This is a genomic window from Streptomyces sp. NBC_01142 (genome assembly GCF_026341125.1).
Taxonomy (GTDB): domain Bacteria; phylum Actinomycetota; class Actinomycetes; order Streptomycetales; family Streptomycetaceae; genus Streptomyces.
The window spans coordinates 1111650-1125023 of sequence record NZ_JAPEOR010000003.1 but is presented as its reverse complement, the minus strand read 5'-3'; the positions used below and the strand labels follow the sequence as shown (position 1 = coordinate 1125023).

The window sequence follows — 13374 nt, the reverse complement described above, 5'->3', positions numbered from 1 at the left end:
ATCTCCTCATGTGTGCGGGTGTGTCCGGTGCGGCTGTCGCGATCCGGGTGGAATCGAGGAAGTCGGGGAGGCGGGAAGCGGGGGAAATCGGCGCGCCTGAGCGCACCGGCCACTCAGCCGCTGCGAAGCAGCACAGCTGGGCCGGTCGAGGTCACGCCAGTTGACGGGTAATCAGCTGTCGTCGCGTCAGTCGTGATCGCGGCGGGGCGGGGCGGTCGTCTCGCGGAGCACGAGCCGAACCGGCATCTCGACGTACTCGGGCGCGGGTTCGGACGGCGACGCCAACTGCTTCAGCAGCAGCCGGGCCAGCTCGGCGCCCTGCTCCGCCACGGGCTGCGCGACGGTGGTCAGACCCACCACCTCGGCCAGTTCGTGGTCGTCGAAGCCGACGATCGAGATGTCCTGCGGGGTCCGCAGCCGGTGGCGGCGCAGGGCACGCAGGGCACCCATCGCCATCTCGTCGGACTGAGCGAAGACTGCGGTGGGCGGGTTGTCCGCGGCCAGCAGTTCGGTCATGGCCCGTTCGCCGCCCTCGACCGTGTATCCACCGTCGAGGTCGAGCCGGGGGTCGTAGGGGATCCCGGCGTCGGCGAGCACGTCCAGGTACGCCGCCCGCCGGGTGAGCGGGGTGGTCCAGTGCATCGGGGCGGTGGGCCCGGTGCCCAGCATCCCGATCCGGCGGTGCCCGAGGTTGACCAGGTGGCGGACCGCGAGGCGGGCGCCGGCGTGGTCGTCGATGCCGACGGTGGTGAAGCCGGGTCGCGGCTCGCCGACGACGATGCCGAGGGGAAGGCCCAGCGACCGCAGGACGTCGGCCTCCTCCTCGGTCGGGATGAGCAGGGAGAGGACGGCGTCGACGCGCTTGCGGGCGGGCATCCGGGTGAAGAAGCGATTCCGGGTCTCGTCCGTGGCCACGTTGTAGAGCAGCAGGTCGTAACCGGCCGCGCTGAGCTCGTGCTCCGCCGCGTCCAGTACGTGGCCGAAGAACCAGCGCCCGACGTAGGGGGCGATGACCCCGACCGTGGACGTCCGGCCGCTGGCCAGGCTGGACGCGTACCGGGAGGCGGTGTAGCCGAGCTCCGCCGCGATGCGGGTGATCTCGTCGCGTACGTCCTCGGAGACCCCCGACCGCCCGCGCAGGGCACGGGACACGGTCGACGCCGAGACTCCGGCCACACGGGCGACCTCGGTGATCTTTACCGTCACTGCGCCTCTCCTCATCTCTGGCGGTCACACTCTGCCACCCGTCGTCCGGGGGTGACCAGAACGTAAACCCGAGGATGGTGTTGCGCAAGCGTTTGCGTTCATATTTATCAGCGATGTTTCTGCACCATGACGTCGATGTACGCTCACCTGCGCACACGTTTGCGAACCCCTCTTTCCGCCCGCTTCGGGCGACGGACCGACAGGAGCTCCCCCATGCGCTACGCGCCGCCCGGCCTGTGTGTGAACGACTTCGCCCTGCTGGCCGGCGAGGACGGATACACCGTCCTGCATCTGCAGGGCCCCTGGACCGACCGCTTCGACCATCTGCGGATGGAGACCTCCTACGGGCGCGCCACCTCGGCCGACCTCGTCGCGTGGGAGCCCGCGGGCCCCGCGTTCGGCGTCGGCCTGCCGGGACGCTTCGACCAGCAGGCGGTGTGGACGATGCACGCCTTCCCCCACGGCGAGGGGATGGCGATGCTGTACACCGGTGTCGAAGGAACCACCCCGGGCGGCTGGCCCCTGCAGTCCGTGGGCCTCGCCTGGTCGGACCGCCGCGACGGGACCGGCTGGCGTCGGCACTCCGCCGACCCCGTCGTACGAGCCGACCCCCGCTGGTACCGCACCGGTGAGCAGATGGGCTGGCGCGACCCCTTCGTCGTCCGCAACGACGACGACAGCGGCTGGGTCATGGCGGTCTGCGCCAGCGACGCGTCCCTGCCCGTGGAGCGCGGCGGCTGCGTGGGGCTGGCGACCTCCGACGACCTGGTGCACTGGGAGGTCCGCCCGCCGCTGCTCTCCCCCGGCGACGTCGACGAGTTCGAGTGCCCGGTTCTCGAACGGCTCCCCGACGGCTGGCTGTTGCTCGGCTCCGTCGGCGGCGCCCACACCATCGAGGCGTGGACCGCACCCCGGCTCGACGGCCCCTGGCACCGGCACGGCCCGCTCGCCCCGGCCGGTGCGTACGCCCCCCGCGTGATCACCGCGCCCGGCGGCGGACGCGTCGTGCTGCACACGACACCGCGCCGCGTCGGCCTGCGGGACGAGGGCGAGCGCTGCCGCGGGATGCTCGCCCAGCCCAAGGCGCTCGTCGTCCCCGCCGACGGCGCCCCGCGGCTGGAGTGGTGGACCGGCCTGGACCGGTGGCTGGAGGCGGCCACGGACCGCCCTGTCCTGCACGCCGTCGGCGAAGTCGAGCTGAACGGCCCGGCCGACGTCGCACTGCGCACCGATGGGGCGGAGACGGTGCTGGCGATCGGCTACGACGGCGCGGCGGTTCGGGTCACCGGCGCCGGCGGCGCCGTGCTGCGGGAGGCGGCTCTCCCCTCCCCCGCGCGGCGGCTGCGCATCCTCACCGTCGGCGAGTACGTCGAGGTCTACGCGGACGAGGTCTTCGTCCTCACGGCACTGAGCTACCGCGGCCGGCCCGCGCAATGGACGGCGACGGCCGAGGACGGGACCCGCACGAGCGTGCCCGTACGCCCGGTACGGCTGCCGCAGCCACACCGTGACGATGCGTCAGCCGTCTGGCCGGGCCGCTGAGCCGCGCCTGCTCCTCGCTGTTCTCCCGGGTTGAGGTTCACACCGGTGCGCGGGTCGAAGGCATGCATCGGGGAGACGTCCACCCACAGCTCGGTGTGACTGCCCTCCCTGATCCGGGCGTCCGTGCTGAGCCGGGTGATGATCTGGTGGCCGCCTGCGCCGGTGTCGGTAACGCCGGAGTAGGTGGCGAGCTCCTGGAGGTGTCCTGGCGGCCGTCGGGGCTTCGTGGAGTGGACGGCCGCCTCCGGTAGGCGAGTGCCCTTGTCGTGGTAACTGTCTCTCCTTGAGGGAAGCCAGTGGCATTGCGGTGTCCGGCGCTGGATAACGTTGTGGACATGGCAACTGACGGAGTGGGACAGCAGCCTGTCGACGCGCTCTGCCCGGGCTGCGGCGGGGCAGAGGTGCATTCGGTCGAGGAGGCGCGCAGCGACAAGAGGGCTTCGGGCAAGAACCTGCACAGCCGACTGGAGAAAGGGCCGGACAAGAACGGCGATGGCTGCCTGCATTTTGTTGAAGGCATGGTCCTGGTCGGCCTCGGGGTTGGTCTCGCGTATACGGGGGTGGAACGAGAGGAGCCGCTGTACACCCTCGGCGGCGTTGTGCTGGCGGTGCTGATGCTCATCGGGACCATAGCTGTGGTTCGCAGTGACGGGCAGGAGAAGGCCGCCGCGGAAGCCGGGGAGGCGCGGGCCGACCGGCTGTGGCGGACAGCGCTCTACTGCTACGGGTGCGAGTCGGTGTTCTGCCTCGGCGGCTCGCCGTGGCGGGGTGCGCTGACGCCGGAGCAGTTCAAGAAGCTGGTGTGGACCGAGTCCGGTTACGGCGACCAACTCGTCGCCGGAGACAAGGCGAAGGACGCCGAGGTGCCCCCGGGCATTGTGCCGCCTGGGCGTTAGCTTGTTCTTCAACGCCCGGCCCGGGAGCGCTCCATGAGCGTCTCGGGTCGTTTGACGGTTTTGCCGACCGACGATGCGGACAGTCGGCAGCATTCCACGCGAGCGGAGAGAGAACAGCCGGTCAAAGACGTGTTGCTACGCGGATCAGGTCGGCGACTGCGCGAAGTCGGCTCTGCGACGGCCAAGCGATCACCGTTGTCACGGGCGGAGCATCCAGGACCGGCACGGCGGCGAGATCCCGGCGCAGGTCGGTGCTGGCGGACTCGGGCATGATCACGGTGGTACGGCCGAGCGCGATCAGCTGGAAGAGCTGCGTCAGGTTCCGTACCTCTGCCCCTGGTCCCTCCGGGTAGCTGCCGCCAGGACCGGGCCAGCTAGCCATCGGGAGTTCCGGCAACGCGGTGACCTCAGCCACCCGGATCCGAGAGCGGCCGGCAAGGGAGTGAGAGGTGGGCAGGATCGCCACCTGTCCCTCGGTGTACAGGGTTTCGGTGTCGAGTCCGACCGTCGAATCGAATGGCAAGTGCAGCAGAGCCACGTCGGCTTGCCCATCCTGCAGCAATTTCTGTTGCTGATGCGCCTCACAGAGCAACAGATCGACGGTGGCTGAGCCGGGCTCCGCGCGGTAGGCATCGAGCAGTTTCGCCAACAACTCGCCGGCGGTGCCGGATTTGACGGCGAGGGCGAGGCGGGGGCGCCGTTGCGCAGCCTGCTGGGTACGCCGCTCAGCTGCGGCTACCGCGCTGAGGATCGCGCGCCCCTCGGACAGCAGCACGGCCCCGGCCTCGGTGAGCGTGACCTTGCGGCTGGTGCGCTCCAGCAGCGTGACCCCGAGCTGTCGTTCGAGCCGGGTGATCGCGCGGGACAAGGGCGGCTGGGCTATCTCCAGACGCCGGGCAGCCTTGCCGAAGTGCAGCTCCTCGGCGATGGCGACGAAGTACCGCAACTCCCGTGTCTCCATGCATTCACAGTAACTCCGGCGGACGGTCGATCGATGTCGCTCAGGTAATGCTGCATTACCGAGATGGTGTTGGTGCCTGGTCGAAGCACAGCCATGCTCGCTGTCATGAGTGAGAAGACAATCGCGCTGGTCACCGGCGCGAACAAGGGAATCGGGTACGAGATCGCGGCCGGGCTGGGCGCATTGGGCTGGAGCGTCGGTGTCGGCGCTCGAGACGAGCAGCGCAGGAAGGACGCCGTGGCGAAACTGCGCGCGGCAGGTGCCGACGCGTTCGGCGTGCCCTTGGACGTGACCGACGACGAGAGCGTGACCGCTGCAGCGCAGCTCATCGAGGAGCGAGCGGGACGCCTTGACGTGCTGGTCAATAACGCCGGCGCTGCAGGCGGTTGGCCGGAGGAGCCCACAACCATCGACCTCGAGACCGTGCGGCGGCTGGTGGAGACCAACGTCATCGGCGTCATCCGGGTCACCAACGCGATGCTGCCGTTGCTGCGCCACTCGGCGCACCCGCGGATCGTCAACCAGTCCAGCCATGTCGGCTCGCTGGCCCTGCAAACCACACCCGGTGTCGACCTTGGAGGGATCAGCGGGGCGTACGCGCCGACGAAGACCTACCTCAACGCCGTCACCATCCAGTACGCCAAGGAGCTGAGCGACACCAGCATCTTGATCAACAACGCCTGCCCCGGTTACGTGGCCACCGACCTCAATGGGTTCAGCGGTACTCAGACCCCTGAGCAGGGCGCGGTGATCGCCATCCGGTTGGCGGCTCTGCCTGACGACGGCCCTACCGGCCAGCTGTTCGACGACAATGGAGCCGTGCCATGGTGATTTCCTGATGTGTTTCCGCTCGACTGGGCTGCGGCTCAACGCGTCCGATCAGCGCCCTGTGGGCAGCACCGCTACGAGGAACTCACCTCCTGACCCGTCAGAGCGCGGCAACGGCGGGGGCCGGGGGTGTCCAGCGGCGGGTGCGGGGGACGCTGGAGGGGACGTCGTAGTCCTTCTTGAGGTGCTCAGGAATGGCGTAGTGCATGACTCGGCCGCGGGTCAGTGAGCTGAGTTCGAAGAGGGTGGTCAGGTGGCCGAGCCGGTCCAGGGCCCAGGCGCCGAGCGGGGAACTGTCCTCGATCGTCTCCAGGATGCCCAGGAGCGCCGGCGCGGCTTTGACGGCGGTGTCCCATGGGGTGCGCGGGACCTGCAGCCAGTCGGCGCAGGTGTCGCCGATGAGGTGGCGGATGAGGGCGCCGACGAGGGGATCGAAGAAGGTGCCCGGGACGACCTCTTCGAAGAGGTCGATCAGCTGGCGGGTCAGGTGGGCGCCCTCCTCGGAGGGCCCCATGTGGCGGGTCATGTACAAGTCGGAGAACTGCCGGGCTTGTTCCAGATCCTGTGGCGCGTGGGCCTGGTCGATGCCGAGCATGGCACCCACGACCCGCCAGGCGTAGTAGTAGGACTCGGCTCCTTCGGTGGTCATGTGGATGCCGAGCCGGTGCAGGGCGTCCAGGACCTGGATGGAGAACATCATCTGTCCGCCGATCATGTCCTCCTGGCAAATCGCGGTGCCCAGGTTGTCGGTGTCCCAGCGGTCTTCGCGCCGCAGGTGGTGGCGGATGGACGCGTGCAGGAGACGGACCTTCTGGGCTGCCGGGATGAAGCGGCTGCCGGCTTCGAAGGCATCGGGTTGCATGAGGTAGACGGTGAACTGCCCGGTCTCCGCCATCCGCTTGGAGGGGTACTGCAGCCCATGGGTCGCGGACAGGAGTTTGGCGACGTGCGGCAGGACGTAACAGGCCGGCATCGAGGCGAAGGACAGGGCCGTGGAGATGTGGACGTTGTTGTCGATGAAGAACAGCCGGGCCTTTTCCATCTCGTCCCAGTCCACCCAGGCCGGCGGGCTGCTGGTCTCATGGAGGTACTCGCGGGCCACGTCCGGCAGCCCCTCGGGCAGGTCCTGGCCCGCGGTGGAGACGTATCGCATGAGGTTGTTGAACGTGCCGACCTCTCCGCGTTCGAAGAGGGTCGCCACCGTGGCGTCGGCCAGCTCGTCGCCCGTCAGGCGCAGGCTTTGGAGGGACTGCTCGGTGTAGGGCATAGGGGCTCCTTGCAGGAAGAGGCGAGAGGTGCGCCGGAGGGAGGAGTGTTCAGTGATGGCGAACGGTGGCCATCTGCGCCAGGTCGGCCAGCGCCCGGGCGGCTTCGGCAGGCAGGCTGGTGTCGTCCAGGACGGCCGCGGCGATCCGGATGCGCTCGCCGATCATGTGCTCGATGCGGGCAGGAGCGCCGGCGGTGTGCATGATCTCCCGCACCCGCCGCAGCCCCTCCGCGTCGAGGTCCCGCGAGCCGAGCAGCTGCCCCAGCTCGCGCCTCGCCCCGGGTGAGGCGTTGTGCCAGGTGTGTGCCAGCAGTGCGGTGGGCCGGTGTGCGGTGATGTCGTCCGCGTTCGCCTTGCCGGTCCGCTCCGGGTCTCCGAACAGCCCGAGCAGGTCGTCCCGTAGTTGGAACGCCTCTCCCAGCGGCAGCCCGTAGTCGGAGAAGGCCTCGCGTAGACCTGGGGAGGCTCCGGCCAGGGCGCCGCCGATGTGCAGCGGGTGTTCCACCGTGTACTTGGCGGTCTTGTAACGGATCACCTTCAGGGAAGCGTCCGTGTCGGGGCGGGCACCGGTGTGCAGGATCTCGAGGCACTCCCCCGCCAGGAGCTCGCGGGCCAGCACGGCCCACAGCGGGCGTGCCCGCGAAAGGTAGGCACCCGGCAGACCGCAAGTGGCAAACAGCTGCCCGGCCCAGGACATCAGCAGGTCACCCACCAGCATGGCCAGTGAGCGGGCAGCGGCCTTCGGGTGCGGGCCGGCGGCCGTGGCGGAGCGCAGCGCCATGTGGGCGGTGGGCACACCGTGCCGGAGCGCGCTGTGGTCGATGAGGTCGTCGTGCACGACGGCTGCGGCGTGCACGAGTTCCATCGCGGCCGCTGCCCGCACGAGGGCGTCGCTGTCGGGTTGCCCAGCGGCCCGCCATCCCCAATAGCAGAACGCCGCCCGCAACCGCTTGCCGTGGGCGGTGGCGACATGGAGCTGGTCGGCCATCGGAGCCAGGTCCACGTCGATCTCCAGCAGCGCGTCGGTCTCCTGCCCGACGAAGTGCTGGAGCACCTGGTCCACCCGGGCCTTGAGAGCCGCCTGCCAGGCGCCTTCAGACATCGTCGGGTTCACTGCGCCGGGCGACCACATGCCGGGCGAGCACTTCCATGTGCGCCGGTGGAACCGTGGCGTAGCGGTCCAGGGCCAGCCGCCCGCGGGCCTTGATCTCCTGCTGCCCCTCCTCCGCCAGCCCGGCCACGTCCGACCGGCCCAGCAGCCCCCGTACTTCCCCCACCGCACTGCTCAGCGCGGTGACCGCGATGTCGGCCAGGCCCGCCACCAGCAGCACCGCATCGCTCGGTCGTGTCCCGTGCGCCGGTCCACTCTCGTATGGCATGACTTCTCCCCTTCGGCCACCTGCCGTCCGACAGCACGCGGCCGGCTGCCGAGGCGGGGGCCGGTGGCCCACCCCCGTTCTCGTAAGAGAGCCTGACCGGGTGCGACCGGCGCCGCACAGAAGATCACCTTTCGCGTGACCCGCCGGACTCATGTGCCACCTTTGGGGCGCAGTCACACGTGCCCGGCGTCTCACCCGTGCCCTCGGCCGGGAGGGGGAGGGGGCCGGCCGGGGCGACGCCTCCAGGAGACGGCCGCGCTCCTCGACATGCGCGCCATGAACGGTCTTCAGCGTCCGAGGACGCGCAGGACGGCCGCGGCCCCGGCCTCATGGAACGGAGACCTGACGGGCGGCACATGAGCTCCCGGACGGCGTACCCGCGGGCCGCGGAAGACCCGGTCAGGACGAGAGGATCGCCGAAGCCGTGGTCCGCCAGCCGGCGTCCGTCCTGGCCGCGAGGTACAGCACGCGGACCCGCACGTGCCGTTCACGTACCGCGTCCCGTCCGGGGAAAAGGCGGAGACCGACTCTCGGTCATCGGCATGCGCTGGACGCAAACGCCGGCGCCCCCGATACGGGCCGGGCGGAGAGATTCTGCCCAGCCCGTTGCTGACCGGTGCCGACACAAGAAGGTGCTCGGCCAGCAGATGCGAACGAGCATCGATCGAGGCAACCAGCGGAGGGCGTCCTGCGAAGCGGGGACCGGTGTCTACTCGAAGGCCCTCTGGGTGTCTTCGCCGTTTGTCCACCAGACGCCGAGCCGTTGGCGGGTCAGGAGCCAGCCGTTCGGGCTCCGCCTGAACTCCCAGTCGTAGGGGCCGCCCATGGAGTAGGGGGAAGAGGTCTTCCCGGGTTCGGTGACCGCGACGAACCACATGTAGCCGATGCCGGTCGCCCGGTCGCCCTCTACGTCGAAATGCATGTTCAGGATGTGGTGCTGCATGCTCGGATAGGGCGATTCCGCCGCTGCCACCTTCGCCCGGACAGCGTCCTTCCCGTGGGTCTTCTCCCAAGGCCCGAACTCGAGGACCGCCTCCTCGGCCCAACATTCGCTCCAGGTCTGCCAGTCCTTACGGTCCAGCGCCCTCCATCCGTGGATCATGAGGGCGCGCAGAGCTTCTTTGTCCTCCAGTTCCCGCAGTCTTCGCACCAGGCTGTCGTAGTCGGCGTCAGTGGGCGGCATGTCTGTCCTTCCGAGGTGGGTCACTGGGCGCTTGCGGCGGGACGGATCACGATTTCATTCAGGTCGACCTGTGAGGGCTGGGCGAGGGCGTAGGCAATGGCGTCCGCGACGGCCGAGGCGGGCAGCGCTACGGCGCGGTAGGTCTTCATCGCCTCCCTGGCCTCGGGGTCGGAGATGCTGTCGGCGAGTTCGGACTCGGTCACGCCCGGAGAGACGAGGGTGACCCGGATGTCTCCGCCGGATTCCTGGCGCAGTCCTTCGGAGATCGCCCGGACGGCGAACTTGGTGGCGCAGTAGACGGCGGCGGTGGGCGAGACCTCGTATGCGCCGACGGAGGCGATGTTCACGAAGTGCCCACCGCCCTGTGCGCGCATCGCGGGCAGGGCGGCGGCGATTGCGTGCAGGACTCCCCGGACGTTCACGTCGATCATGCGGTCCCACTCATCGGTCTTCAGCGCTTCCAGCGGAGAGAGAGGCATCACGCCCGCGTTACTTACGACGGCATCGATCCGTCCGTACGCGGAACACGCCGCATCGATGAACGCACGCATGCTTGCCGCGTCGGTGACATCCAGCTTCTGGAAGGAGGCGGTCCCGCCCTCGCTGGTGATCTCCTCGACCAGCCGCTCCAGCCGGTCGGTTCGTCGTGCCCCGAGAAAGATCCGGTGTCCGTCTGTCGCCAGACGGCGTGCCGTCGCCTCACCGATACCGCTGCTCGCACCGGTGATCGCTACAGCCTTGGTTGCCCGCGTCATGCTTTTACTCCTTGTAGAGAACGGGTGCTCTTGGGGGAGCACTTCGTGACGGATGTCGCCCGTGGTGGTGAAACCGGTGTGATCCACACCGTCGAGGGGACTGCCGGTCATCTTGTAGCGGCCGGCAAGGGGAACTGCGATGCTGCTGCGGGCCGCATCACGGCGGTCGCGAGTGCGCAATCGGCCTGTCTGCGGCCAACCCCGGCCCCTCCCGCGGAGCTCGACTGCTCGCTCACCACGTCCCGTTTCCGTTCACGGATGCTCTTCGGAGTCTGGGAGATGACGAAAGGATCGGCCAGGACAGGCTGTGCCTGGGTACGGCGCACCCAGGCACACCACCGAGAGCCGCTCTAGCCTGTAAAGATGACCAGTAACGATCTAGGGGACTTCCTTCGCGCGCACCGCGCACGACTGAGGCCGGGCGACGTAGGGCTGGCCTCCTACGGCCGACGCCGGGTGGCAGGGCTGCGGCGGGAAGAGGTCGCCGTTCTGGCCGGCATGAGCGCCGACTACTACACCCGTCTGGAACAGGGCCGCGAGCACAGCCCCTCGCCCCAGATCCTCGACGCCCTCGGTGAAGCCCTGCGCATGAGCCACGAGGAGCGCGACCATCTGTACCGCCTGGCCGGCACCGTGTCGGACAGCCACCGAAGGCAACCGGCGGAGACCGCAAGTCCCGTGCTGAGACAGTTGCTCGACGGGTACACGAACACTCCCGCGTTCGTCCTCAACCCCGCTCTGGACCTCCTGGCGGCAAACGTCCTGGCCGACGCCCTCTTCTCCCCGTTCCGGGAAGCGGACAACCTCGCCCGTATGACCTTTCTCGACCCCGCAGGCCGAAGCTTCTACGCCCAATGGCACCGCGCGGCCGAGTCAGTCGTCTCCCACATGCGCCAGACCACCGGCCTCGAACCCCACTACCCGCCGCTGCACGAACTGGTGCGTACCCTCATCGATACCAGCGAGGAATTCGCCACGCTCTGGACCTCGCACACCGTCTATGGAAAGACCCGCGACGCCAAAGAACTCATCCACCCCGAAGTCGGAGCCCTGTCCCTGAACTACCAGTCCTTCGACGTCCGCGGAGCACCTGGTCAACAGCTCGTGATCTACCACGCAGAACCCGGAAGCCCCAGCGCTCAGGCGCTCTCCCTGCTCGGCACCCTCAACGCGACACACCGCCGGGAATCGCCGGCACACCAGGCCGACCACGTCACCACGGCACCCCGCCCCACGAAGTCCGCATCCAGCGGACCGATGTGACACGCGCCAGCCCTCCACCCAGGCGGCAGCTTCCCTTCGCGATCAGCCTCTCGTGCCGGGCCACTTCGAGCCTGTCGTAAAACCACGAGATGGGGAGCGTGCAGTCTCGGCGGGTCCGCGGAAGCCTGGCCCAACCGAGGCGGCGCCCCCGCCTGACCCCACCGGTCGCCCCGTAGGCTCGAGAGCTTGCGGATCTCCGCGGGTTGCTGCGTGGTCGAGCGGGACAGGCTGCTCTCACGCCTACACCGAACGGGGTGCAACAAGCGGTCTGCTGGCGTGTCCGACATGCCGCTGAGCCGCGCAAGCCTGGGCTGCGGACCACGTGCCGAGTTCCGACAGGCGGGCGGTTCCCGGAGGGAACGGCGGCCTGGCAGATCCCCTCTTCGAGTGCGCCCCCGACTGTCAGTTTCCCCGGAGAAGGAGCACAGATGGCCCGCGCAGAACTGGACAGGTCTCGGTCGCCGAGGGCCGTGGGGTTGGCGTTCACGCTGTCAGTCGTGGCGATTGCCGTGGACGTGATCGGCTGGGGACTGTGGGCGTGGGTCATTCACCCCACAGGGTTTGAGGAAATGCGTCACGAGATGGGCCTGCGCGGCGCGAAACGGCAACTGGCTACTTCGGCCGGTGCCCTGGTGGTCGTGAATGCGCTGTGGCTGGGCTTCGCCCTCAGCATGCGTGCAGGCCGTAACTGGGCGCGGATCGTGCTGGCTGTCGTCGGCGCTCTCAGTGCCCTCTGGCTCCTCAACAGCGTGAGTATGAGCGGCATCGAGAGTTCTGCGATACCCGAGGTCATCCACGATCTGCTGGCCATCTGCGCAGCTGTGCTGATGTTTCTGCCGACATCCCACTCGTACTTCTCCACACCGGCGCACACTGACTGATCGGGTGTTCACGATGCCCCGGACGCCGAGGGCGCGGCACTCGCGCGCAACGGGCTCGGAGCCCCGATCGAAGCGGCCCAAGCGTGGCGGCGCCCCCGAGGGTGGCGCGTCGCTGTGGATGCGCCACCCTCTGAGGAGGTCTGGTCAGGTCGAGGCGTTGTCCTTCTTCCAGATCTCGTCGACCCATTCGGGATGGTCGATGAACGGGTTCCGGTTGTGCTGGAACGTGTCGTAGATGATCTGGTTGCGCTTCTGCTCGAGGGCGTCCGGCGGGTCCTGCTTGCTCCATTCCTTCAGGACCGACAGACGGCCGATGTGCGGGGCGGAGCCGTTGCCGACCTTGTCGTTGGGCTCGAGGTCCACGAAACCGTCCTCGCCGTCATAGCGGACAGCCATGTAGAAGATCATGCGTGCGACATCGCCCTTGACCGCGTCGCGAGGCTCGAACGAGTCACTGTCGGAGTAGTTTCCCGGCGCTTCCTCTACCGCGTCGCCGCCGGCGTCGAAGTCCTTGTTCCCACGGGTGCTGTTCACCGACACGTCTGCCGGGCGCAGGTGGTGGACGTCCGTGCCCGGGCCTACGTCCGTGCCGAGGTCGCCGTGGGACTTGGCCCACACGTGCTCGCGGTTCCAGTCGTCGTTCCCGGCGCCGTTGCTGTCTTTGCTCTGTGACCGGCCGGTGTAGAGGAGGATGACGTTCGCGGAGTTCTTGGGGTCCTCGTCAGTGGCCTTCAGGGCGTCCCAGACCTCGTCGTAGGAGAGTTTGGTCTGGTCGCTGACTATGGTGTGCAGCGCCTTCTTGAGTTCCGGGCCGGTCTTGCCCAGCGCGTCCTTGTAGTAGGTGTCGTCAAACGCACCCACTGCGGCCGCCGACCGGGTGTGGACGGGCGTGGGGGAAGTCTGGGTGGCGATCGCGGCGGTAGGTGCGGCGATGCCCGCAGCGGCCACGGCGACGGCGGCCATGCGCCAGGGTTTACGACGGTGCAAGCGGTGGGTGGACATGGTGTGGGGGGTGTCCTCTCCCTGGACGGGCGTCCCCATGCCCTCAACAGCGGGTGCAGGGACGCAAGTACGGTTGTTCGAACTCTGGGAGCCTTCCATGCACCGGGCCGCACTGCGTGGACACGCTGCGCCCATCGTGTGCCGACACCGTGAACGAACAAGGCCGCGCAGCCGCGTAGTTACCCCCGGTCCGAGCACCCCAGGTCCGCTT

Annotated in this window: 13 protein-coding genes and 1 pseudogene; 5 read left to right on the top strand and 9 right to left on the bottom strand. The window is 68.7% G+C overall.

The genetic code is table 11. The annotated features are described in order from the left end of the window. Positions 1–186 precede the first annotated feature (186 nt). Positions 187–1206 (bottom strand): LacI family DNA-binding transcriptional regulator, encoded by a 1020-nt coding sequence (locus OG883_RS39180; RefSeq protein WP_266551732.1) that lies wholly within the window; start codon positions 1204–1206, stop codon positions 187–189. Between the two features lie 213 nt (positions 1207–1419). Here OG883_RS39180 and OG883_RS39175 point away from each other — a divergent pair, with 213 nt between their 5' ends. Together OG883_RS39175 and OG883_RS39170 are read left to right on the top strand one after the other, a co-directional pair. Continuing rightward, on the top strand, positions 1420–2748 hold the full coding sequence (locus OG883_RS39175) for a mucin-1 (protein ID WP_266551730.1): 1329 nt from the start codon (positions 1420–1422) through the stop codon (positions 2746–2748). Positions 2749–3083: 335 nt separating this feature from the next. Further along, a complete protein-coding gene (locus tag OG883_RS39170; RefSeq protein ID WP_266551728.1) occupies positions 3084–3644 on the top strand; it encodes a hypothetical protein in 561 nt (186 codons plus the stop codon). A gap of 121 nt (positions 3645–3765) precedes the next feature. Here the strand turns inward: OG883_RS39170 and OG883_RS39165 are convergent, their stop codons facing one another. Further along, a complete protein-coding gene (locus tag OG883_RS39165; RefSeq protein WP_266551726.1) occupies positions 3766–4605 on the bottom strand; it encodes a LysR family transcriptional regulator in 840 nt (279 codons plus the stop codon). A gap of 93 nt (positions 4606–4698) precedes the next feature. Here OG883_RS39165 and OG883_RS39160 point away from each other — a divergent pair, with 93 nt between their 5' ends. Next, complete coding sequence (locus tag OG883_RS39160) at positions 4699–5436, top strand: SDR family oxidoreductase (RefSeq protein ID WP_266551724.1); 738 nt, start codon at positions 4699–4701, stop codon at positions 5434–5436. A gap of 97 nt (positions 5437–5533) precedes the next feature. Here OG883_RS39160 and OG883_RS39155 read toward each other — a convergent pair whose 3' ends face one another. From OG883_RS39155 to OG883_RS47075, 6 genes and pseudogenes are all read right to left on the bottom strand, one after another. Further along, on the bottom strand, positions 5534–6700 hold the full coding sequence (locus tag OG883_RS39155) for an oxygenase MpaB family protein (RefSeq protein ID WP_266551722.1): 1167 nt from the start codon (positions 6698–6700) through the stop codon (positions 5534–5536). A gap of 49 nt (positions 6701–6749) precedes the next feature. Then, entirely contained in the window at positions 6750–7802 is a 1053-nt protein-coding gene (locus OG883_RS39150) for a polyprenyl synthetase family protein (protein ID WP_266551720.1), read from the bottom strand. After that, the gene (locus OG883_RS39145; protein ID WP_266551718.1) at positions 7795–8079 is read right to left on the bottom strand and encodes a polyprenyl synthetase; all 285 of its coding nucleotides are present in this window, start codon (positions 8077–8079) and stop codon (positions 7795–7797) included. Before OG883_RS39145 ends, OG883_RS39150 begins: the two co-directional genes overlap by 8 nt. 709 nt (positions 8080–8788) lie before the next feature. Beyond that, positions 8789–9262 carry a nuclear transport factor 2 family protein gene (locus OG883_RS39140; RefSeq protein ID WP_266551716.1) on the bottom strand — a complete coding sequence of 158 codons (474 nt, stop codon included), beginning with the start codon at positions 9260–9262 and terminating at the stop codon, positions 8789–8791. A 20-nt stretch (positions 9263–9282) separates the two neighbouring features. Further along, entirely contained in the window at positions 9283–10017 is a 735-nt protein-coding gene (locus tag OG883_RS39135; protein WP_266551714.1) for an SDR family oxidoreductase, read from the bottom strand. Between the two features lie 36 nt (positions 10018–10053). Then, a pseudogene (locus OG883_RS47075) lies at positions 10054–10197 on the bottom strand (Atu4866 domain-containing protein); the annotation flags it as partial. 183 nt (positions 10198–10380) lie between these two features. Here OG883_RS47075 and OG883_RS39130 point away from each other — a divergent pair. Then, positions 10381–11280 (top strand): helix-turn-helix transcriptional regulator, encoded by a 900-nt coding sequence (locus tag OG883_RS39130; RefSeq protein ID WP_266551712.1) that lies wholly within the window; start codon positions 10381–10383, stop codon positions 11278–11280. Positions 11281–11777: 497 nt separating this feature from the next. Then, positions 11778–12161, top strand: a complete 384-nt coding sequence (locus OG883_RS39125) for a hypothetical protein (RefSeq protein WP_266551710.1) — start codon at positions 11778–11780, stop codon at positions 12159–12161. Between the two features lie 144 nt (positions 12162–12305). Here the strand turns inward: OG883_RS39125 and OG883_RS39120 are convergent, their stop codons facing one another. Then, positions 12306–13163: an endonuclease I family protein gene (locus OG883_RS39120; protein ID WP_266551708.1), complete on the bottom strand. Its 858-nt coding sequence runs from the start codon at positions 13161–13163 to the stop codon at positions 12306–12308. Positions 13164–13374: the final 211 nt, after the last annotated feature.

What these genes read in the sequence shown, in the direction of transcription:
- OG883_RS39175 (WP_266551730.1), top strand. Translation starts at nt 1,420, where the DNA reads ATGCGCTACGCGCCGCCCGGCCTGTGTGTGAACGACTTCGCCCTGCTG.
- OG883_RS39170 (WP_266551728.1), top strand. Translation starts at nt 3,084, where the DNA reads ATGGCAACTGACGGAGTGGGACAGCAGCCTGTCGACGCGCTCTGCCCG.
- OG883_RS39165 (WP_266551726.1), bottom strand. Translation starts at nt 4,605, where the DNA reads ATGGAGACACGGGAGTTGCGGTACTTCGTCGCCATCGCCGAGGAGCTG.
- OG883_RS39160 (WP_266551724.1), top strand. Translation starts at nt 4,699, where the DNA reads ATGCTCGCTGTCATGAGTGAGAAGACAATCGCGCTGGTCACCGGCGCG.
- OG883_RS39155 (WP_266551722.1), bottom strand. Translation starts at nt 6,700, where the DNA reads ATGCCCTACACCGAGCAGTCCCTCCAAAGCCTGCGCCTGACGGGCGAC.
- OG883_RS39150 (WP_266551720.1), bottom strand. Translation starts at nt 7,802, where the DNA reads ATGTCTGAAGGCGCCTGGCAGGCGGCTCTCAAGGCCCGGGTGGACCAG.
- OG883_RS39145 (WP_266551718.1), bottom strand. Translation starts at nt 8,079, where the DNA reads ATGCCATACGAGAGTGGACCGGCGCACGGGACACGACCGAGCGATGCG.
- OG883_RS39140 (WP_266551716.1), bottom strand. Translation starts at nt 9,262, where the DNA reads ATGCCGCCCACTGACGCCGACTACGACAGCCTGGTGCGAAGACTGCGG.
- OG883_RS39135 (WP_266551714.1), bottom strand. Translation starts at nt 10,017, where the DNA reads ATGACGCGGGCAACCAAGGCTGTAGCGATCACCGGTGCGAGCAGCGGT.
- OG883_RS39130 (WP_266551712.1), top strand. Translation starts at nt 10,381, where the DNA reads ATGACCAGTAACGATCTAGGGGACTTCCTTCGCGCGCACCGCGCACGA.
- OG883_RS39120 (WP_266551708.1), bottom strand. Translation starts at nt 13,163, where the DNA reads ATGTCCACCCACCGCTTGCACCGTCGTAAACCCTGGCGCATGGCCGCC.